This window comes from Bacillus sp. FSL K6-6038, from assembly GCF_038050455.1.
Taxonomy (GTDB): domain Bacteria; phylum Bacillota; class Bacilli; order Bacillales; family Bacillaceae_G; genus Bacillus_A; species Bacillus_A pseudomycoides.
The window spans coordinates 3,156,645-3,175,398 of the sequence record NZ_JBBOUH010000001.1 but is presented as its reverse complement, the minus strand read 5'-3'; the positions used below and the strand labels follow the sequence as shown (position 1 = coordinate 3,175,398).

Annotated in this window: 22 protein-coding genes and 5 pseudogenes; 18 read left to right on the top strand and 9 right to left on the bottom strand. The window is 35.1% G+C overall.

The features are described 5' to 3' along the window. Positions 1-16 precede the first annotated feature (16 nt). The gene (locus tag NSQ40_RS16750) at positions 17-382 is read left to right on the top strand and encodes a DUF4180 domain-containing protein (RefSeq protein WP_003207789.1); all 366 of its coding nucleotides are present in this window, start codon (positions 17-19) and stop codon (positions 380-382) included. A 120-nt stretch (positions 383-502) separates the two neighbouring features. Here NSQ40_RS16750 and NSQ40_RS16745 read toward each other — a convergent pair whose 3' ends face one another. After that, complete coding sequence (locus tag NSQ40_RS16745; protein WP_258248509.1) at positions 503-1,540, bottom strand: serine hydrolase domain-containing protein; 1,038 nt, start codon at positions 1,538-1,540, stop codon at positions 503-505. A gap of 264 nt (positions 1,541-1,804) precedes the next feature. After that, a complete protein-coding gene (locus NSQ40_RS16740) occupies positions 1,805-2,785 on the bottom strand; it encodes a ketoacyl-ACP synthase III (protein ID WP_033796289.1) in 981 nt (326 codons plus the stop codon). A 144-nt stretch (positions 2,786-2,929) separates the two neighbouring features. Between NSQ40_RS16740 and NSQ40_RS16735 the strand changes: the two genes are divergently transcribed. Together NSQ40_RS16735 and NSQ40_RS16730 are read left to right on the top strand one after the other, a co-directional pair. Continuing rightward, positions 2,930-3,604, top strand: coding sequence for a VOC family protein (locus NSQ40_RS16735; protein ID WP_098158851.1), 675 nt, complete (start codon positions 2,930-2,932; stop codon positions 3,602-3,604). A gap of 351 nt (positions 3,605-3,955) precedes the next feature. Next, entirely contained in the window at positions 3,956-4,237 is a 282-nt protein-coding gene (locus tag NSQ40_RS16730; protein ID WP_098188039.1) for a hypothetical protein, read from the top strand. Between the two features lie 159 nt (positions 4,238-4,396). On the opposite strand, the gene NSQ40_RS16725 is transcribed toward NSQ40_RS16730, so the two are convergent. The 4 genes and pseudogenes from NSQ40_RS16725 to NSQ40_RS16710 form a co-directional block, all read right to left on the bottom strand. Beyond that, positions 4,397-4,774, bottom strand: a complete 378-nt coding sequence (locus NSQ40_RS16725; RefSeq protein ID WP_003207783.1) for a hotdog domain-containing protein — start codon at positions 4,772-4,774, stop codon at positions 4,397-4,399. A gap of 143 nt (positions 4,775-4,917) precedes the next feature. Further along, positions 4,918-5,061 (bottom strand): annotated as a pseudogene (locus tag NSQ40_RS16720) (IS1595 family transposase); the annotation flags it as partial. Positions 5,062-5,096: 35 nt separating this feature from the next. Further along, positions 5,097-5,387 carry a DUF3784 domain-containing protein gene (locus NSQ40_RS16715; RefSeq protein ID WP_003207782.1) on the bottom strand — a complete coding sequence of 97 codons (291 nt, stop codon included), beginning with the start codon at positions 5,385-5,387 and terminating at the stop codon, positions 5,097-5,099. Positions 5,388-5,561: 174 nt separating this feature from the next. Next, positions 5,562-6,434, bottom strand: a complete 873-nt coding sequence (locus NSQ40_RS16710; protein ID WP_098158852.1) for a LysR family transcriptional regulator — start codon at positions 6,432-6,434, stop codon at positions 5,562-5,564. 184 nt (positions 6,435-6,618) lie between these two features. Between NSQ40_RS16710 and NSQ40_RS16705 the strand changes: the two are divergent. The 9 genes and pseudogenes from NSQ40_RS16705 to NSQ40_RS16665 form a co-directional block, all read left to right on the top strand. Next, positions 6,619-7,337, top strand: a pseudogene (locus tag NSQ40_RS16705) ((Fe-S)-binding protein). After that, entirely contained in the window at positions 7,334-8,746 is a 1,413-nt protein-coding gene (locus NSQ40_RS16700) for a LutB/LldF family L-lactate oxidation iron-sulfur protein (protein WP_098158854.1), read from the top strand. The pseudogene NSQ40_RS16705 and the gene NSQ40_RS16700 overlap by 4 nt, the downstream one beginning before the upstream one ends. Before the next feature lies 1 nt (position 8,747). Then, positions 8,748-9,437: a LutC/YkgG family protein gene (locus NSQ40_RS16695; protein WP_098158855.1), complete on the top strand. Its 690-nt coding sequence runs from the start codon at positions 8,748-8,750 to the stop codon at positions 9,435-9,437. 40 nt (positions 9,438-9,477) lie between these two features. Then, positions 9,478-10,827: an MFS transporter gene (locus NSQ40_RS16690; RefSeq protein ID WP_341286169.1), complete on the top strand. Its 1,350-nt coding sequence runs from the start codon at positions 9,478-9,480 to the stop codon at positions 10,825-10,827. 130 nt (positions 10,828-10,957) lie between these two features. Next, positions 10,958-11,083, top strand: a complete 126-nt coding sequence (locus tag NSQ40_RS16685; RefSeq protein WP_006095255.1) for a MerR family DNA-binding transcriptional regulator — start codon at positions 10,958-10,960, stop codon at positions 11,081-11,083. Between the two features lie 37 nt (positions 11,084-11,120). Then, on the top strand, positions 11,121-11,258 hold the full coding sequence (locus NSQ40_RS16680; RefSeq protein WP_224796267.1) for a hypothetical protein: 138 nt from the start codon (positions 11,121-11,123) through the stop codon (positions 11,256-11,258). 1 nt (position 11,259) lies between these two features. Continuing rightward, the gene (locus tag NSQ40_RS16675; RefSeq protein ID WP_003198734.1) at positions 11,260-11,541 is read left to right on the top strand and encodes a MazG nucleotide pyrophosphohydrolase domain-containing protein; all 282 of its coding nucleotides are present in this window, start codon (positions 11,260-11,262) and stop codon (positions 11,539-11,541) included. Positions 11,542-11,625: 84 nt separating this feature from the next. Next, positions 11,626-12,291 carry an HAD family hydrolase gene (locus NSQ40_RS16670; protein ID WP_003207775.1) on the top strand — a complete coding sequence of 222 codons (666 nt, stop codon included), beginning with the start codon at positions 11,626-11,628 and terminating at the stop codon, positions 12,289-12,291. A 199-nt stretch (positions 12,292-12,490) separates the two neighbouring features. Further along, positions 12,491-12,730: pseudogene (locus tag NSQ40_RS16665) on the top strand (subclass B1 metallo-beta-lactamase); the annotation flags it as partial. Between the two features lie 44 nt (positions 12,731-12,774). Here the strand turns inward: NSQ40_RS16665 and NSQ40_RS16660 are convergent. Next, a complete protein-coding gene (locus NSQ40_RS16660) occupies positions 12,775-13,098 on the bottom strand; it encodes a winged helix-turn-helix transcriptional regulator (RefSeq protein WP_003207774.1) in 324 nt (107 codons plus the stop codon). 124 nt (positions 13,099-13,222) lie between these two features. On the opposite strand from NSQ40_RS16660, the gene NSQ40_RS16655 reads away from it, so the two are divergent. Continuing rightward, positions 13,223-13,753, top strand: coding sequence for an NAD(P)H-dependent oxidoreductase (locus tag NSQ40_RS16655; protein ID WP_003207773.1), 531 nt, complete (start codon positions 13,223-13,225; stop codon positions 13,751-13,753). Positions 13,754-13,916: 163 nt separating this feature from the next. On the opposite strand, the gene NSQ40_RS16650 is transcribed toward NSQ40_RS16655, so the two are convergent. After that, positions 13,917-14,336 carry a VOC family protein gene (locus NSQ40_RS16650; RefSeq protein ID WP_003198727.1) on the bottom strand — a complete coding sequence of 140 codons (420 nt, stop codon included), beginning with the start codon at positions 14,334-14,336 and terminating at the stop codon, positions 13,917-13,919. A gap of 411 nt (positions 14,337-14,747) precedes the next feature. Between NSQ40_RS16650 and NSQ40_RS16645 the strand changes: the two genes are divergently transcribed. From NSQ40_RS16645 to NSQ40_RS16635, 3 genes are read left to right on the top strand one after another with little or no spacing between them, the layout of a single operon-like run. Further along, complete coding sequence (locus NSQ40_RS16645) at positions 14,748-15,311, top strand: GNAT family N-acetyltransferase (RefSeq protein ID WP_018766261.1); 564 nt, start codon at positions 14,748-14,750, stop codon at positions 15,309-15,311. Between the two features lie 58 nt (positions 15,312-15,369). Beyond that, the gene (locus tag NSQ40_RS16640; RefSeq protein WP_003207771.1) at positions 15,370-16,137 is read left to right on the top strand and encodes a GNAT family N-acetyltransferase; all 768 of its coding nucleotides are present in this window, start codon (positions 15,370-15,372) and stop codon (positions 16,135-16,137) included. Between the two features lie 17 nt (positions 16,138-16,154). After that, positions 16,155-17,054 (top strand): PhzF family phenazine biosynthesis protein, encoded by a 900-nt coding sequence (locus NSQ40_RS16635; RefSeq protein WP_003207769.1) that lies wholly within the window; start codon positions 16,155-16,157, stop codon positions 17,052-17,054. Positions 17,055-17,083: 29 nt separating this feature from the next. Here NSQ40_RS16635 and NSQ40_RS16630 read toward each other — a convergent pair whose 3' ends face one another. Further along, on the bottom strand, positions 17,084-17,293 hold the full coding sequence (locus NSQ40_RS16630) for a hypothetical protein (protein ID WP_003198717.1): 210 nt from the start codon (positions 17,291-17,293) through the stop codon (positions 17,084-17,086). A gap of 177 nt (positions 17,294-17,470) precedes the next feature. On the opposite strand from NSQ40_RS16630, the pseudogene NSQ40_RS16625 reads away from it, so the two are divergent. After that, positions 17,471-18,219: pseudogene (locus tag NSQ40_RS16625) on the top strand (Nif3-like dinuclear metal center hexameric protein). 8 nt (positions 18,220-18,227) lie between these two features. Beyond that, positions 18,228-18,693 (top strand): annotated as a pseudogene (locus tag NSQ40_RS16620) (NUDIX hydrolase). Positions 18,694-18,754 lie beyond the last annotated feature (61 nt).

The following is an 18,754-nucleotide window of genomic DNA, read 5'->3' as shown; positions in this document are numbered from 1 at the left end:
TAGGTGGGGGATATAGGTGAAAATACGCATTCATGAAAAAGATAATTCTAAAATTGCAATTATAGAAAGTTCTGAAGTCGTAATAAGGGATGTGCAAGGAGCATTAGACTTGATGGCATCCGTCAATTTTTCCTATGATTGTCAAAAAATATTGATTAACAAAGTAAATATTACAGAGGAATTTTTTAACTTAAGAACTGGCCTAGCGGGTGAAATATTACAAAAATATATGAACTACCGCATAAAATTAGCTATTGTTGGGGATTTCAATGTATACAATAGTAAAAGTCTTGCGGATTTTATATATGAATGTAATAAGGGAAAAGCTGTATTTTTTTTAAAAGATGAGGAATCCGCTTTAAGTGCTCTTCACTGTGTGTAGTTTCGGATATATAATTTTTTGTACTTAACTCTATAAAAACTTTTCTGTATATTCTTGTCAGAACTAAAAAAAAGCTAGCCTTTCGCTAGCTTTTTTAATGATAGCCCTTACTAAAGCTTTCTATAGTTCTAATAAGTTAATAATTTCTCCAATAATCCCTTCATTTTGGTGAACACCTAGGTCTGAATTTGTCATAATGATAGCACCGGTGCCTTTATGTGGATATGCAACAATCATGCATTGAAATCCAACGCCCCAGCCAAGTGAAGAAATTTGTATTTCTTGATCTGATTTATCAAGAAATACACCTAATCCGGTCCATTTTGAGCAACCTTGTGTGGAAATCATTTCTTTCATTATTTTTGATGATAGTCCGAGTTTACTATTGCCTTGCAAAGAATGGCTGATTTCCATTACTAGAGCAGCTAAATCTGTTGGGGTTGACCAAATTCCTGCAGCAGCTGAATAGGGATAGAACGGATACTTTCCATCTACTACATGTTCGTTCTTATTGTGACCACATGCAAAGTGATCATTTGTGATCTCTTGTTTAGGAGATTCTAGTGTACTGTTATTCATATTTAAAGGTCCAAATATTAACTCTTGTAATAATAGATTAAAAGATTTTCCGGTAACGTCTTCTATCAGTTGTTCTATTATACAAAATCCAGCATCGGAATAGTGAAACTTGCTTTCAGGCTCATATTGAACTTCGATAGGGACTGGGCAATAGGATGTTTTACCTTGAAGGATCTGTAAAATCGCAGGTTTTCCTTGGATGGGGTGATATATATCAAAACTTTCATCCGGATCAATAATTCCTGATTGATGACTTAATAGATTTCGTAAGGTAACTTTTTTATCATAAGTGAATTTATTTTCAGGAACTTTCCAGGATATAAGACGGTTATTTACATTTTCATCTAAGTCCAGTATTCCTTGATCTGCTAATTTCAATACGAGCATCGCTGTGAGGAATTTACTTATAGAACAAGCGTTGAAAATAGAATTCACGTTAACTTTTCTAACCGTCCTCAATTCAAGTGCGCCAAAGCCTTCAGCATGTTCTAATTCTCCATTACGAATAATAGCTAGGCTTAGTCCAGCTACCAGATATTGATTCATTTTTTCATATATATCTAGCGTTTTGAGTACCATATGATTATTCTCCTTTTTCAATGTCACATTCACTATATAATAAATGAAATGTTAAATAAAGGAATGTAATGCGATGTATCGTATTTAACTAGATTGGGAGCGGAATGTTAAAAGTAAGATATAAAGAGAGAGAATAGTTAGCTTTTTCGTTAGATCAAAGACGAAATCAATGCATTAATTTCACCACAAATGTAATGACCCAATAAAGAGTTGAGAGATACATAAAGGCTGATGTGATAAAACATCAGCCTTTATGTTACGTAATTATATATTCCATCTTAAAATTAGTCCTGCATGTACAAGGCCTCCACCGAATCCATACAAAAGTAAAGTGTCACCATTATTGATTTTTCCATCTTTTAATCCGATATCAAGTGCTAACGGAATAGAAGCAGCAGAGGTGTTTCCGCAATATTGTAGACTCATGAGTGTGCGATCAAGAGAAATACCTGTTCGTTCACAAATGGATTCAATCATCCTCAAATTTACACTATGTGGAATGAACCAATCAATATTTGATATATTTAAATGATTCATTTCTAGTAATTCTTGCACGCCTTGTGGGACTGTATTTACAGCCCATTTGTAAACAGCTCTTCCGTTTTGAACGAGGTAAGGTGTGTCTTGTAATTGAGTTCCATTCATTGTTTTGGATAAGGCAGTTTGATATAAGTTGATTCCGCCAGAACCTTTAGATCCCATATGAGTTCCTAAAAAACTAGGGTTGTTTTCATCATATTCTACAAGGGCTGCACCAGCGCCATCTCCGAAAAGTATACAAGTAGTACGGTCACTATAATCTGTGATTTTTGAAAGAGTTTCCGCACCGATAACTAGTATCTTTTTGTTTGTCCCGGAAGTAATAAGGCCGTTGGCAACAATTAGTCCATACACGAACCCAGCGCAAGCTGCACTAATATCAATTGCGCCTGTATGAGGTATTTCAAAATGAGCCTGAACTTGACTTGCTGTATTTGGAAACATGTAATCAGGTGTAGCAGTTGCGACAATAATTAAATCAACGTCATCAATAGAAACGTGGAATCGGTCGATTAAATTTTGAACAGCTCGAATACATAAAGTTGTAGAAAATTCATCAGAGGAAGTGATTCTTCTCTCATGCATACCGGTTCGTTGCACAATCCATTCATCTGTCGTTTCAACAAGATTCGATAAATCTTCATTTGATAGAACTTTCTCGGGTACATAAGTCCCAACAGCTGTAATTCGTGCTTTTGAATTCATACAAATCCCCCCTCGTTTTATCACTAAGTTATAACACCTGGTTCTGATTATAAATAAAATTTCTTATTAATTCAATTATTTGTAAAAATAAGTCATTAATTATATGATCTGAATATGGAACTGGACTAGAAGGGAGAGTTTTTGATGTTGATAAGTAGGGTTACTTTATACAGTAACGCATTAGAAGAAATGAAAGATTTCTATTTAAATAAATTAGATTTTCAGTTATTAGATAGTAGTGAAGTAAGTTTTAGCATCCAAGTAGGAGAGAGTGAATTAGAGTTTCGTAAAAATAATTCGAATACCAAGCCTTTTTATCATTTTGCTTTCAATATACCGTCCAATCAGTTTTCTGAAGCAAAAGAATGGGCAAAAAAGAAGGTCGTTTTAAATGTAGAAGATGGAGAGGATGAAGTATATTTTTCACACTCAAATGCACATTCGTTCTATTTTATGGATCCTGCGGGGAATATTGTAGAGTTTATCTCTAGGCATACTATATCTCTAGAAAGTAATGAGCCTTTTTCGGTTCATTCTATATTAAATGTAAGTGAAATGAGTATGACGACAGATCAAGTTCTCGCAGTAGGGAACCAATTGATAGAATATGGGATTTCAGTAAGAGACGGAGAAGCGTTAAGTGATGGTTTTCACTTTATGGGAGAAAATGGAGTCTACTTATTATTAGGGCCATCAGGGCGTCGGTGGTTTTTCTCAGAGTTAGATGCAGAAGTTCATCCGTTAATCATAGAAGTTGATAACGAAAAACAGATTGAGGTGAATAGACAAGGGGAATGTAACATATCCATTAAGAAGTAAAGGGATCCAGATAAATGCCCTCATTTGTTTATGATGAGGGCAGTAGTATTATGGTGTTTTTGAGGGAGTCTTGTATCGAAATATGTATAAAGTCCATCTTGCCATAATGAGCGGGATGATAACTGTTTTATTTTCGATTTGTTTTTTTGAAAATGAACCAGCCAATCATATCGAATAGTAAAGTCAATACAATGCAAAGGACGACAAATTGCAATGAAAATTTGAGGTAACGAATCATAGTGTATGCCCTCCTTCACATCAATGTAATAACTATATATGAAATTCATTTCATGGTAAAATTTTGATATTGAACATTGGTGCGAAATACATAGATTGTAAGGAGAGGAGAATATGGAATTTTGGATTGTAATACCATTTATTGTTTTTGGAGCCATTTATATTGGAGAGAAATTAAAGCAAATGGAAAAAAGAACGGATGCTAGACTAAGGCGTATGGAAACTAGATTAGAATTAATAAAAAAACAAATGGGAATTAGAGAGGTAGAGCCCGAAATTAATAATGAACTGCGGCAGCTTGTGAAAGATGGAAAAACAATTACAGCAGTTAAGAAAGCGCGCGAAGCATTTGGGTATTCATTGCTGGAAGCGAAAGAATATGTGGATTCTTTATAACAATATAAATAGATCCATATCTTAATATGGATTATACTGAATGGAAAGCAGAAAAAAGATAAGCAAATTTGCTTATCTTTTTTCTTTTTCTCTCTGTTAAATTTTAATGTTGCTAATCAGATTCTAACGCTCCAGTTAATTGAAGAAGGTAGAAAGAATTCACAGTATTACACCTGAAAAGTTGCCTTTTAATACTACTTTTTCATTCTGATTTTTACATGAAAAGGATGCGATAATAGCTGTTCTATGATTTTCTTGCCTTTCATACTTTTCAATTTTAGCTTCACAAATTATTGTATCCCCTGTAAATACAGGTCTTAAAAACTCAAAATTCATAGTACGAGCCAGTACGTTATTATCTCCACCCATTTTCGTTGGTAGAGTTGCCGTTAGTAACCCTTGAGTTACAAGTCTTCCCTGTTTATCTGGGGTTATATGGTGAATCCCTTCATCACCTGAAACCTCTGTAAATAATTCAACATCTTTTACTGTAAAAGTTCGTTCAAACGTAATTATATCTCCGACTTTTAAAGACATATAAATCTCCTCCCTGAAGTTTAAATACTGTTATGGTCATGTTTAATCTGAATATTATAACAATATAGAACGGTGTTCAACCATTCCGACTGTTAGTTCAATAAGGACTACATATTGAATTTTGATAAGCGTAAACCGTCATACGTTTTTCTCATTTCATTGATTAGACGACCACCAACAGAGGATGTAGGTTCAACAGAGTGTTTCTCTCATTGAAAAGCTTGCTCTTTTTTCGTTTGAGATAGTTTGTTCATATGCTTTAATAAGTTATTAAACACTTTGTTCACCATTTCCCCTTAACAGAGCCTTCTTTTTAGAAGGATTAGTGAACCATTCTTGTATTCACGTAAGCTGCTAATACAACATGTCCAACGATAATAATAGGAACAATAATTTGTATGTTGGGCGTAGTGAAGACGCTACCAATTGCCGCAATAACACCAGCTGCTAAGTTATAAAGCCCAACTATGTTTGCTAGTTTTTGCTTATCTTGTACACGCTTTTCGTTAAATCCAGATAAGAGCCAAGTATACTGTTTTACTCCTACAAAGTAAGATAATGCGAAAGAAATTATAGCGATGATACATAATGATGGAGAAGCGAATAGGGCCATGATTACACCTCCGAAATCATTCTTATCCCGCATTAACGGGCAGTAACACTCCCACCTCAAAATTCAGCGGAAGCGAAGAAGTTAGGTGGGCGATGAACTGTTCGTAAAAGTCCGATTGGTTCAACTAATAATCAGTGGGGGATGGAGAAAACCCCCACTGATTAAAGTTTTACTTTATGTGCATTCTATAAATCGTCTAGCACTGTTAGAGAGTTTCCGATCTTTCAACCATATTATCGATGATTCAGATTGGAATGGAAAATCTATTAAATCTACTATTATGATAAATTCTTGTGGGATATAAGATACAGCACTTTTAGGTAGAATCGAGGCTCCGATCCCAGCCATGATGAGCATAAGTACAAATGCAGAGTCGGGACATTCACATGCTATATTTAATTTTATACCATGACGACTGCATTCATCAATGACGAGCTGATGGTAACTGTCTTCTTTATCTTTATGTAAAAGTAAGAGGGGGATATGATCTAGTTTAGTTATGGAGATTGGAAGATTTGAATGATGAAGCTCCCATTTTGCAGGCATGACTAATACGAATGGCTCCTTTGATACACAAATACTAGAAAAAGCCTTCTTATTAAAAGGGGTACGTAAGACAGCGAGTTCAATATTCCGATTTTCTAATTGCTCTATTAAGTATAAAGGACCACCTTCCCATACTTTTAAGTTTACATTTGGATAGTTCTCTTGAAAATAGCGGATTTTTTCAGATAAAAAAGGAATGCACGAATGAAATGCGCCAATAGACAGATTTCCTCGTAATCCTTCACCGGTATCTTTAATCTCTGTAATTGTTTCCTCTAATTGTTGGATAATACTTTTTGCTTTCCTATATAATATTTTACCTTCTTCAGTTAAATGCATATTTCGACCGTTTCTTTCAAAGAGGCTTACTGATAATTCTTGTTCTAGTAACGATAGTTGTCTACTTAGAGGTGGCTGTGCCATATGAAGTCGATGAGCAGCACGGGTAAGCTGTCTTTCTTCGGCGATTACAATAAAGTAACGAAGTTGTCTTATATCCATTTCCAATCCTCTTTCTATACCTTTTTTATATACAAAAACAACCTTATAAATAGTTTTTATATAATACGTCACATGATATCATAAATAAAACAAATTAAATGTAGAAAATTCTAAAAATTAAAAATATTTTTTGGTAGATTAATAACTTGAAAGTAGATTGTATCGTTCTGAGGAGGGAATATTTATGAAAGTTTCGTTATTCATTACATGTTTATCCGATGTGTTTTTTCCTCAAGTAGGTAAGAGTGTTGTGGAAATTATGGAGCAATGTGGAGTAGAAATAGATTTTCCTGAAGGACAAACTTGCTGTGGGCAACCTGCCTACAATAGTGGATATCAAAAAGAAGCTAAAGCGGCAGCGAAACAAATGATAAAAGCATTTGAGCATAGTGAATATATTGTGACCCCTTCAGGATCTTGTGCTAGCATGATTCATCATTATTATAAAGAAATGTTTAAAGATGATAGTGAATGGTATGAAAAAGCAGTTCGTTTAGTGGATAGGACGTATGAGCTGACGGATTTTTTAATGAATGTACTCGGAACAAGTAATTTAAAATCTAAGCTAGCTAGGGCAGCAGTTTTTCATCAATCGTGTCATATGAGTCGCGGACTTGGGATAAAAGATGAAGCACTTAAGTTACTATCACAAGTAGAAGGCCTAGACGTAAAAGAATTACCATATTGCCAAGTTTTGGTGGTACTTTTGCAGTGAAAATGAGCCCGATTTCTGAAACAATGGTTGATGAAAAGATAAAACATATTGAGGCAGCAGAAGCCAATCTCTTAATCGGGGCAGATATGGGATGTCTTATGAATATTGGAGGGCGGCTACGCAGAAAAAATAAAGACATTCAAGTGTTACATATAGCAGAAGTACTGGCGAAGGAGCTGAACAAATGAGTGTAGTGGGAGAACTAGAATTTTTGGAAAGAGTAGATAAAGCCATACACGATTCGCAGATGAGAAGTGCGGTTCCATTTACACAAGATAGGCTTCGGATGGGACGGGAACAAGCTACACATGAATTAGGAAATTTTGAGGAATGGCGTGAGGCAGCATCTGAAATTCGGATGCATACAATTGAAAATTTAGATAGTTATTTGGAACAATTAGCTACAAATGTTCGGGAAAATGGGGGGCATGTCCATTTTGCTTTCAAAGCAGAAGATGCCGTATTGTATGTTTCTGAAATCGCGAGAAAAAAAGGAGCAAAAACAATTATTAAATCGAAGTCCATGGTTTCGGAAGAAATACACCTCAATAAAAACTTAGAAGAAATGGGGGTAAAAGTGGTAGAGTCCGATCTCGGAGAGTATATCATTCAATTAGCGGGAGAAGCTCCATCACATTTAATTGCTCCAGCTATTCATAAGACGAAGGAACAAGTAGCAGAGCTTTTTTCTAAGGAGGCTGGAAGGGAAATACCAGTTGATACAAATCAATTACTACAATTTGCTCGGGAGCAATTGCGTAAAGAATTTTTAGAGGCTGATATTGGTATCTCAGGTTGTAATTTTGCTGTGGCAGAATCTGGATCCGTTGTTCTAATAAGTAATGAAGGAAATGCTCGCCTTACCACTACATTGCCAAAAGTTCATATTGCTATTATGGGAATGGAGCGCCTTGTTCCGACATGGCAAGATCTTGATGTTGTCGTTTCGATGTTAACTAGAAGTGCTACCGGTCAAAAAATTACATCCTATGTAACGGGAATTAATGGGCCTCGCTTACCTGAAGATATGGATGGGCCTGAAGAATTTCATTTAATCATTTTAGATAATGGTCGTTCTAATATTTTAGGAACCACTTATCAAGAAGTGTTGAAGTGTATTCGGTGCGGAGCGTGTGTGAATGTTTGTCCTGTATATCGTAATATTGGAGGACATGCGTATGGAAGTACTTATAGCGGACCAATTGGTGCGGTACTAGCTCCTTTATTAGAAGGGTATGAGGAATTAAAAGAATTGCCTTTTGCATCAAGTTTGTGCGGTGCATGTACAGATGTTTGCCCGGTGAAAATTCCATTACATGACCTTCTCATTGAGCATCGTAAAGATGAGGTGGAACAAGGATTTGTAACGAAATTTGAGCAACTGGCCTTTAAAGGTTTTTCGTTTATGGCGAGTCATCCTTTTGTTTACGAGAAAGCCGTTAAAATGGCTCGCACTGGTTTATCGATATTTGCAAAAGATGGTTATATTGCGAATGGCCCTGGTCCATTAAAAGGGTGGACAGAAAGCAGAGATTTTCCAAAACCCGCGAAACAATCATTTCGTGATTGGTGGGAAAAAGAAAAGAGGGATTCATAACATGACGGATGTACAAGAATCTTTTTTAAACAATATCGCACGTAAACTAGGGCGAAATCGTCGCTCCGGGATAACTCCTCCTAAGTGGAATAACGATCCACTTAGGTATTTTTCTAAAGAGATAGATCACGAGAGTTTAGTAGAACAGTTTATTGCAAACTTGAATGCATTACATACAGAAGTAAGTCATATATACCGCTCAGAAATAGAGAATGCCCTTCAGTACGTTGCAGGAAAATTTGATGTTCAATCTGCGGTGTACTGGGATGATGATAGATTACACCAGCTTGAAATAGGAAAGTATTTAACAAAAAATTTCGTTTCTTATCGAATTTGGCAGAATAAAGAAGATGAAAGAGAACTACGAGACTATGTAGCTCGAGTTGATATGGGAATTACATATGCCGAAATGGGGCTAGCTGAAACTGGAACAGTTATTTTGTGGAATGGTGGTGGGCGTGGACGTTTAGTTAGTGTTTTGCCGCCAGTTTATGTAGTGATCCTTTCGGAACATACAATTTATAGACGTTTGACAGAAGGAGTGACTGCAGTGCATGAACACGTTCCAAATGGATTACCTGCTTGTATTAATTTTATAACTGGTCCAAGCCGGACGGGTGATATTGAAATGGAATTAGCTTTTGGAGTTCATGGTCCTGGAAAGGTTCATGTCATTTTATTAAAGGATTAGAGAGAAAAACAAAAGTATACGAGGGGGAGTGAGGAGTTTGATGAAGAATAAATTCCGCTATTATGTTTTTGCGATGCTTACGTTAATTACGATGGTGAATTATATTGATCGTGGGGCCATTGCTTATGCACAGTCTTTTATTATAAAAGAATATGGATTTGACCCGAAAGAATGGGGAGCTATATTAGGCTATTTTGGTTACGGTTATATGCTTGGTTCTTTATTAGGAGGTATTTTTTCGGATAAAAAAGGACCAAAGTTTGTATGGATTGTAGCAGCAACCGCTTGGTCTATTTTTGAAATTGCGACCGCTTTTGCTGGAGAAATAGGGATGGCTGTTTTTGGAGGCTCTGCTTTAGCAGGATTTGCTCTGTTCCGAGTTTTATTTGGATTCACAGAAGGTCCATCTTTCGTGGTTTCGAATAAGACAGCAGCAAACTGGGCAGCGCCAAAAGAAAGAGCTTTTCTAACATCCCTTGGTTTTGTTGGTGTTCCGTTAGGCGCAGTATTAACTGCACCAGTAGCGGTTATGTTACTCTCTTTTACAAGTTGGAAAATGATGTTTTTCATCCTTGGTGCAATTGGGATTGTATGGGCGATTATTTGGTATTTTACTTTTACAAATATGCCTGAAGATCATCCGCGAGTGACGAAAGAAGAACTAGCTGAAATTCGTAGCTCTGAAGGTGTGCTTCAATCAGTAAAAGTAGAGAAAGGGATCCAAAAAGAGCCGAGGTATTCTTTTTTTAAAGTTCCGACATTCGTCATGGTTACGTTAGCGTATTTTTGCTTTCAATATATCAATTTCTTAATATTAACTTGGACACCGAAATATCTGCAAGATGTATTCCATTTTCAATTATCTTCTCTTTGGTATCTTGGCATGATTCCTTGGCTTGGAGCTTGTATTACATTACCGTTAGGGGCGAAGCTATCCGATCGTATTTTACGTAAAACAGGAAATCTTCGTTTAGCTCGAACAGGATTGCCGATTATCGCTTTATTCCTTACAGCGGTTTGCTTTAGTTTCATTCCAGCGATGGATAATTATGTAGCTGTATTAGCACTTATGTCACTTGGGAATGCATTTGCTTTTTTACCAAGTTCATTATTTTGGGCAATCATTGTCGACACAGCTCCTGTTCAAGCAGGAACCTATAGTGGAATTATGCATTTTATTGCGAATATCGCGACAATCTTAGCCCCGACCTTAACTGGATACTTAGTTGTAAGTTATGGCTATCCTTCTATGTTTATCGTAGCTGCCATTTTGGCCGCTATTGCAATGGGAGCGATGTTATTTGTGAAGCCAGGGCAGCAAACTAAGGCTGAAAGTTTGTTTGATTGGAAGAGTAAGGAAGGATTAGAGGAACCTCGTACTAATATGTAATTGCTTAAAATAAGTTGTGTGAAAAACGAGTTTAAGTAAAACTCGTTTTTTCATTTGCTAAAATAAATACTTTCTATAGTAAAATATTGTTTGATAGGAAATAAATTGAAAATAAAGGCTGGGATTGTAGATGTATACAGTTGGACAGTTTTCAACAATATGTGGTGTATCCATTAAAACGTTACATTATTATGATGAAATTCATCTTGTGAAACCGCTGCATACTGATTCTGTAACAGGATATTTTATCGAATAGTAAAGAGCATGTATGTTTGAATCTGAAAAAATATAATTTGGGGACATTATATTCGGTCGTGTATGAGTTAAATAATTTGAGAATCCATCGTGCAGAAGGACAACCGAATCGTTGTAAATATAAAGAAGATAAAAGATTGGTAGAAGAAATTTATAAAAAGAGAAGGGGAATATAAAGTGAAGCTTTCTGAATTTCAGCAGTATGTATCAAATTTTAGTAAAGAAAAAGGGTTTGCTGATGCAACGATTGAGAGGCGTACAATGTACTTAATGGCGGAATTAGGAGAATTAACAGAGGCAATTATAAAGCATAGTGAAGGTAAGGATACCAAAAGAGAAATAGGCTTAGAAATGTTCGATGTAATTTGGAATGTGTGTGATTTAGCGAATAAATTAGAAATTGATTTAGAGGAAGCATTTCAGGAAAAGATGGAAATCAATCGAGATAGAGAGTGGTAAAGATAGAAAGTGTGGATGGTATGACGCTAACATGAGATAATAGAGAAAGGAATGCAATAGGTAGGATTGTGATGGAGGAAGAAAATGAATTTGAAATATAAATGCTTAATATTAGATCATGACGATACAGCAGTGAAAAGTACACCGGATATACATTATCCATCATTTGTAGAAGCTTTAAAAGATTTAAGACCTAATGAAACGCCATTATCATTAGAAGAGTTTGTTTCAAATTGTTTTCATCCTGGTTTTTTGAGTTTATGTAAAGATATTATTCGTTTTACACCAGAAGAGCAAGAGCACCAACAAAAAGTTTGGAAAAAATACACCGAATCGAAAATTCCAGACTTTTATGAAGGGTTTCCCGAATTGGTACGGGAGTTCAAGAGACAGGGCGGAATTGTAACGGTTGTTTCTCACTCTGAAAGTAGTCGCATTAAGAGGGATTATGAAAAGCATTGTGGATTTGTCCCAGATGCAGTGTTTGGATGGGAGTTAGAAGAAAATCAGAGAAAGCCACATCCGTATCCAGTGAAAAAGATTTTGTCTATGTTTCATCTTCATGTAGATGAAGTCATCGTATTAGATGACTTGAAGCCAGCATTGGAAATGGCAAAGAGCTGCAACGTTACATTTGCAGCAGCTGGTTGGTCGCATCATATTCCGAAAATCAGAAAGCGAATGGAAGAGGAATCAGATTATTATTTTGAGAGTGTAGAGAAGTTTAAAGAATTTATCTTTAATGAGTAAAGAGGAGAAAGAACTTGGGAAACACCAAGTTCTTTTTTTATGCTACATCGCAGATATTAGAATAATTGTAGGTGTTCTATTGAACAAATAGCACATTTCAAGAGTGAATAAATTATGTAATTGTACGATTAGAAAAGTATGAAGATAAGAAGATCCCGTTAGTTTTTGTTAATTTTTGTATGCATAGCTTTATTAGGAGGAAGACAATATAACAGTATGGCTCCCTCAATATAATATTCTTTTTGGAGGTTGTTTAGTAAAATCAGCAGGTGCGAAAGATTTAGGAAATGTTGCGGATGCATACGTAGATGAATAGGCATATTCAGTCGGAAATGTGATGAATCGATATGAAAATATAAAATCAGTTATACCAGGGCATGGAGATGTAGGAGATAAAAGTTTGCTTTCTCATACGTTAGAGTTATTACAAATAAAATAGAGAAATTGAAAGAGTGATAGAAAAGAACCCTTTTAAGGGTTCTTTTATTTTGATAATCTTTTGACTTGATGATCTTTTCCCCATTCACACAGTTCATTCATAATTTGAATTAAAGATTTTCCGTATTCGCTTATTGTGTATTCAACTCTTGGTGGAACTTCTTGATATACAGTACGATGGATAATCCCATCAGCTTCAAGTTGTCGCAATTGTTGCGTTAGAACTTTTTGTGTAATATCTGGGATCGCACGTTTCAGTTCGTGTGTCCGCTGCTTTCCGTTCATGAGAATGCATAAAATACTACTCTTCCATTTTCCTCCGATGACTTCAAGGGTAGTAGCGATAGGGAAGTTCTGATTCATCTTCATATTACACCTCCATAGGTACTTTGAGGTTCCTATAGCACCTGAAAGTACGTACTTTTCAATTATATGTAACTAATACATACTAATACTAAAGGATTTCATTTATTTATAAGGGGGAAGGGAATTTATGAAAACACTTGTAATTGTAGCACATCCAGATATTGAAAAATCAAGAATTAATAAAAGATGGATAGAAGAACTGGAGAAATATTCTAATGAGATAACAGTACATGAATTGTATAAAGCAGCTCCCAATTGGGAATTCGATGTTGATTATGAACAAAGACTATTATTAGAACACGATCGTTATATATTTCAATTTCCGTTCTATTGGTATAGTTCACCACCATTATTAAAAAAGTGGTTTGATGATGTGCTGACGTACGGTTTTGCATATGGTTCTACAGGGGATAAAGTACGTAATAAAGAATTTGGTTTGGCGATTTCTATAGGGGGATTAGAAACGCAGTATAAAGATGGGTTTACAATGAACGAACTAACAAAACCATTTCAGGCAACTTGTCTATACACAGGAATGAAGTTCATACCAACATTTACGTTGTATGGAGCAGAATACCAACTAAAGGATGAAGATATCGAAAGAAGTGCAGCTGAGTATATTAACTATATTATGAATAAAAGTAATCTTTATATATGATTTAAAAATATCCCGATCCTTTATAGGTATCGGGATATTTTTATTGGTTTGAAATAAAGTTTGAACAGAATGGATTCCAATATAAAAAATCGCCGGATAGAAAAAAGAGGGACTTTTTTCATAATTACTTCATATGAGTTATGACTTGTTCGGTTGAAATTTGTTATGTAAGAGATGTGTTAGTGGGTTTTGAAACTTTCTTACCATCTTTATAGTCAAGGCAAGAAACTTCAATTAATAAACCATTAAATACTGTGAAATAAAACCCATAACTACTACCTCTCATTGTATAAGGTTCCTTGTCTATTTCAATGCCTCCAGCTACTAAGCGATTATATGCTTGATCAACTTCACTTGAAGTTTCCACTAAAAATCCAATATGAAAAGCTTCAGGATATCTAACAGCCTTTTGCCCTTTGAATGCTTTCGGGTCACTTAACACGAGAATAAATCCATTCTCATCACTCATTATTACAAGAGCCTTTCCTTTTTGTTCTAAAAATTGAAAATCAAAAAATGTCTCAAAGAAATGTCTAGCTTCTGATAAATCATCAACACATAGATTTAAATGGTTTAACCTCATTCAATCATCTCCTTTTAAACAGGAAATCCCTATATTAGTAACATTTGAAAGGGAATAGACAAGTATTTGAATGTTACGGTCATGGCTTTCTGTTTAGTTATAGTTAGGGCAACTAGACTATATATATGCTATGTAACATCATAATTATTCTATTCGTACCTTTTGATCTTTACTAGAAATAGAACAACAAACTAGTGAATCTATTTTTGCTAACCCTATACAAGTTTTAGCGGTTAGAATGAGGGATTTTAAAACAATGAGAAGTGAACAAGAAATGATGAATATGTTAATTGATTTACTAAATTCTGTATTTCATTTAAAATGATAAAGAAAATTCTAATAATATAAATTATTTGGCAGGAAGTATGATTCGTAAATTTCAGTCTTTGAGTATAAAGGAAGAGATAAAAATTGAAACAGCCATTGTTACAAGTAGAAACCGAAAGGCTTATGATCCGTCCTGTTCTAAAAGAAGATTATATAAGTTGGTATGAAGGTTTCCACAATCGTTTACCATCTCAATATAAGTATGATGATGGTTATCGAGATATGTCGTCTTCAACAAAAGAATGGTTTACCGAATGGATACGTGGCTTTGATGAATCAGCAAAACGAGATGAAATGTATGTGTTAGGAGTGTTTCGTAAAGAAGATGGTGCGAATGTTGGTAAAGTTGAGCTTATTACAATTTTACGAATGGATTATCAATGGGCGATGATAGGGTATTCAATCCATAATCAGTACGGGAAAATGGGCTATGGCTTAGAAAGTGTACGGGCCGCTATGGACTTATTCTTTGATCATCTTAAATTCCATCGCATTGAACTGCATATAAATGTTGATAACGAGCCATCGATTCGTCTGGCGGAAAGAGCAGGATTCGTTTTTGAATGTACAAGAAAAGCGTTTTCTCTTGAGAACGGAAAATGGACTGATTATTTAATTTATTATAAAAATCGTCCTGAAGAGGTTTGATCCATCTTTAGGAGAGTTAGATTGGTAGTTTCAATTTTTGTATAGAAGGGTGAACACAATGTACAATCTTACAACTATTCAAAACATATTTGGCCCCTCGAAAAAAGTATTAAATGGTTTGCCAAATGCAGTAACAATTGAAGAAATGGATGAAGATTCTTTTTATGATGCTCAAAATTATAAAGAGCAGATAAAAAAGTTTGAAGAGCTTTGTTCAAGTTGGAATGTAAAAAGAGCAAGCATTTTACTAGATAAAAGTTTCAATAGTTATACTCCGAGTGCAAAAGTGTTACGTGAATTTGGCTTTGAGCTTTATGCAGCGAAAATAGAGGTGTTTCGTAAGCTTTCGGATAGCGTAACTCTAGAAAAACAGTATGATTTTTGCTCTATAGACGTAGGGACGTTGTCTGAAGAGGAATTTAAGTCGCTTTGGGAACGATGTATGTCAGATTCGGACAACAAATCATCAAGTCTTAACATTAATGAACATTTTCATGCTATACAAGCAGAATTAGGTAAGGGGTGGGAAAAATCATGTATTGCTTTTTATGATAAAGAGCAACCGATTGGAATATCCATTCCTCATATTGAACCTGGTACGAAGAATGAAGGTCGATTATTTTATTTTGGACTATTGCCGGAGGAACGTGGAAAAGGACTTAGTGCTCATATCCATCTTCAATCTTTATACATGTTAGAACAGATGGGGGCTACTTATTATATTGGAAGTACTCATATGACAAATGAAAAAATGCAAAAGGTTTTTTGGAAAAACGGATGCTCTATAAGGACAGAAACGGAATTGTATTGCAAAATATTTAAATAAATTCAGGAGATGAGAAAATGAAGGAAATAAAAGTTTTCCATTATGATGCATTTAGTACAAAGCCGAATATGGGAAATCCAGCTGGGCTTGTAATAGATGCAGAAGGATTAACTAATGATGAAATGCAGCTTATTGCAAAAAAAGTAGGATTTAACGAAACGTCTTTTGTGCTTCCTTCGAATGTAGCGGATATAAGGATCCGTTATTTTACACCAGGGCATGAAATGAATCTTTGCGGACATGCGACAGTGGGAACTATATTTGCACTTCACGAAAGAGGGCTACTGAAGGGGAAACGAAATCTCACAATCGAAACGAAAGCGAGTGTTTTACCAGTACATATAGATATAGATGAAAATGGAGAATCATTTATTAAAATGAGACAAACGGCGCCACAGTTTCAAAAGTTTGATGGTTCCATTGAAGAGTTAGCGCACAGCATTGGACTTCATGGGAATGATTTAGATGAAACGCTACCAATTGTGTATGGGAGTACTGGAATTTGGACTTTATTAGTTCCAATTAAAACGTTGGATGCTTTTCAAAGAATGAAACCAAATAATGAAGAGTTTCCATCTATTCTAAAAGAAGTACCGAAGGCATCGATTCATCCTCTTTGTTTAGAGACGTATGATGAAGCAGCACATATGCATGGCCGTCATTTTTCATCACCTTATTCTGGAACGATAGAAGACCCAGTGACGGGAACTGCTTCTGGGGTAATGGGAGCTTACTATGCTAAGTTTTTGAAAAAAGATTTTAATAGTGAAATGAAATTCATTGTGGAACAAGGGCAAGAAATGAATAAAGATGGTCGGGTCGCTGTTTATGTAACAAAGAAGCAGGAAGATGAGTCCCTACAAATTGAGATTTCTGGAACTGCAGTGTATGTAAAAGAATTTCAAATTTCGATTTGAAAAAAGTCCGGTCATATACCGAACTTTTTTCATCTGTTTAAAACTTCAATAAAAGAGGCATTTCCATTTTGTCTCATTACAGAATGAAAATTGTTATTTTCTAACGTTTCGGCAACCTGTTTTAACTGTCTCACATCATCATGATGAATTAGTAAACTATCTGCTCCGCTTTCTTCAATGTGGAGATGCTCAACCTTACCGATAGCCTCATTTACAGCTTGTAAAAAATCGGGTTTCATATATATCCTCCTAATATGTACAGGTATTTTTTTATAGCATGCCCGTATTTATCAAAATTAAAAGTTGGCGGGAATACAAGAAGGGCTCATTGTTTCATACTTCTAATTCGAAGCAGGTTTTCATTACGTGAAAATAAAATATGTATGAGGGAAAGAAGTGTGAAAAGGAGAATTGAAATGAATATATCAGGGTTTAAAAATTCGATTGAAATGTTATTTGGAGAGCATCTTCATAAATATGGTGATGATGAATATGGCTTCACCATATTAGCAAAGAGGAATTTTGTAAAATAGGTTATACAACGAACCTAACGCTGGAAACAATCGAAGAAGCACGAGTAAATCAAGTCGATATGATCATTACACATCATGCACCGTGGAGCTTTTTATTCGGTATGGAAGAATCTTGTGTTGAGAAATTAAAAGAATATGAAATCAATCATTTTTGGATACACTTACCTTTAGATTTTGTGAACTTTGGAACTTGCACTTCATTATTTAACGAAATTGGGATTGATAAAATACTCGAATATTCTTCGTATGAGGAAGAAGAGTTACCTGGGATTGGAGAATATGAATCTCCTATTTTGTTTTATGATTTAGTGGAAAGAGTAGAAGAGAGATTAGAGGAAAAGGTAAAAGCATGGAAGAATCATAATCGTCCGGTGAAACGAGTAGCAATCTTAACAGGAGCAGGGAACAACACAAATATTATAAAAAGAGCATTAGAAAAAGGTTGCGATACATATATAACGGGAGAGAAAACGTTATATACAGTTCAATATGCAAAATTTAAGGGAATCAATCTTATTGTTGGTAGTCATACGTTTACGGAAGTTTTTGGGGTGGAAAGTTTAGCTTATAAATTAAAAGAGCTGAATCGGGCATTAGAAATTACTAGATTATATGAAGAGCATTTGGAGTGAGGGAGAGAATGCCAACGATATACGTGAACTATGGGGAATCAAGGGTGAAGTTAACATGGCTAAAAGCAAATACATTACCAGATTATGAAGGGATTACGAGTGTCCATGGTTTTTGTTTTTATAAAAACAAAGTGGTATTAATAGATCATTATAATCGCAGTTGGGATTTTCCAGGAGGTCATATTGAAAAGGATGAAACACCAGAAGAATGTTTTCAGAGAGAGGCATGGGAAGAAGGGTATGTGAAAGGAGAATGTACCTTGCTTGGATATATTATTGTAGACCATAGCGAAAATCCAAAATGGAATGAAAAGAGTCCATACCCAAAAGTAGGATATCAACCATTTTATCGGAGAGTATGAATCAAACAGAAGGATGTTTGTGAAACCGAACGAGGTTACATTGTATTATCCAAAGTGGAATGAGATTTATGATGAAATAGTAGCTGCTGCATTATTGGTTTCAGAAAGATAGAGATTCCTTCTTTTATAATATAAGGATTTTTAAAGGTTTTTTCTTATATTTGTCAAATAAT

Bases quoted from the DNA above. Each gene is read 5' to 3' on its own strand.
- NSQ40_RS16725 (WP_003207783.1), bottom strand. From the start codon at position 4,774: ATGTCTTTAAAAGTCGGAGATATAATTACGTTTGAACGAACTTTTACA.
- NSQ40_RS16745 (WP_258248509.1), bottom strand. From the start codon at position 1,540: ATGGTACTCAAAACGCTAGATATATATGAAAAAATGAATCAATATCTG.
- NSQ40_RS16690 (WP_341286169.1), top strand. From the start codon at position 9,478: ATGAAGAATAAATTCCGCTATTATGTTTTTGCGATGCTTACGTTAATT.
- NSQ40_RS16635 (WP_003207769.1), top strand. From the start codon at position 16,155: ATGAAGGAAATAAAAGTTTTCCATTATGATGCATTTAGTACAAAGCCG.
- NSQ40_RS16735 (WP_098158851.1), top strand. From the start codon at position 2,930: ATGTTGATAAGTAGGGTTACTTTATACAGTAACGCATTAGAAGAAATG.
- NSQ40_RS16660 (WP_003207774.1), bottom strand. From the start codon at position 13,098: ATGAAGATGAATCAGAACTTCCCTATCGCTACTACCCTTGAAGTCATC.
- NSQ40_RS16730 (WP_098188039.1), top strand. From the start codon at position 3,956: ATGGAATTTTGGATTGTAATACCATTTATTGTTTTTGGAGCCATTTAT.
- NSQ40_RS16700 (WP_098158854.1), top strand. From the start codon at position 7,334: ATGAGTGTAGTGGGAGAACTAGAATTTTTGGAAAGAGTAGATAAAGCC.
- NSQ40_RS16710 (WP_098158852.1), bottom strand. From the start codon at position 6,434: ATGGATATAAGACAACTTCGTTACTTTATTGTAATCGCCGAAGAAAGA.
- NSQ40_RS16655 (WP_003207773.1), top strand. From the start codon at position 13,223: ATGAAAACACTTGTAATTGTAGCACATCCAGATATTGAAAAATCAAGA.
- NSQ40_RS16670 (WP_003207775.1), top strand. From the start codon at position 11,626: ATGAATTTGAAATATAAATGCTTAATATTAGATCATGACGATACAGCA.
- NSQ40_RS16715 (WP_003207782.1), bottom strand. From the start codon at position 5,387: ATGGCCCTATTCGCTTCTCCATCATTATGTATCATCGCTATAATTTCT.
- NSQ40_RS16650 (WP_003198727.1), bottom strand. From the start codon at position 14,336: ATGAGGTTAAACCATTTAAATCTATGTGTTGATGATTTATCAGAAGCT.
- NSQ40_RS16740 (WP_033796289.1), bottom strand. From the start codon at position 2,785: ATGAATTCAAAAGCACGAATTACAGCTGTTGGGACTTATGTACCCGAG.
- NSQ40_RS16695 (WP_098158855.1), top strand. From the start codon at position 8,748: ATGACGGATGTACAAGAATCTTTTTTAAACAATATCGCACGTAAACTA.
- NSQ40_RS16630 (WP_003198717.1), bottom strand. From the start codon at position 17,293: ATGAAACCCGATTTTTTACAAGCTGTAAATGAGGCTATCGGTAAGGTT.
- NSQ40_RS16640 (WP_003207771.1), top strand. From the start codon at position 15,370: ATGTACAATCTTACAACTATTCAAAACATATTTGGCCCCTCGAAAAAA.
- NSQ40_RS16685 (WP_006095255.1), top strand. From the start codon at position 10,958: ATGTATACAGTTGGACAGTTTTCAACAATATGTGGTGTATCCATTAAA.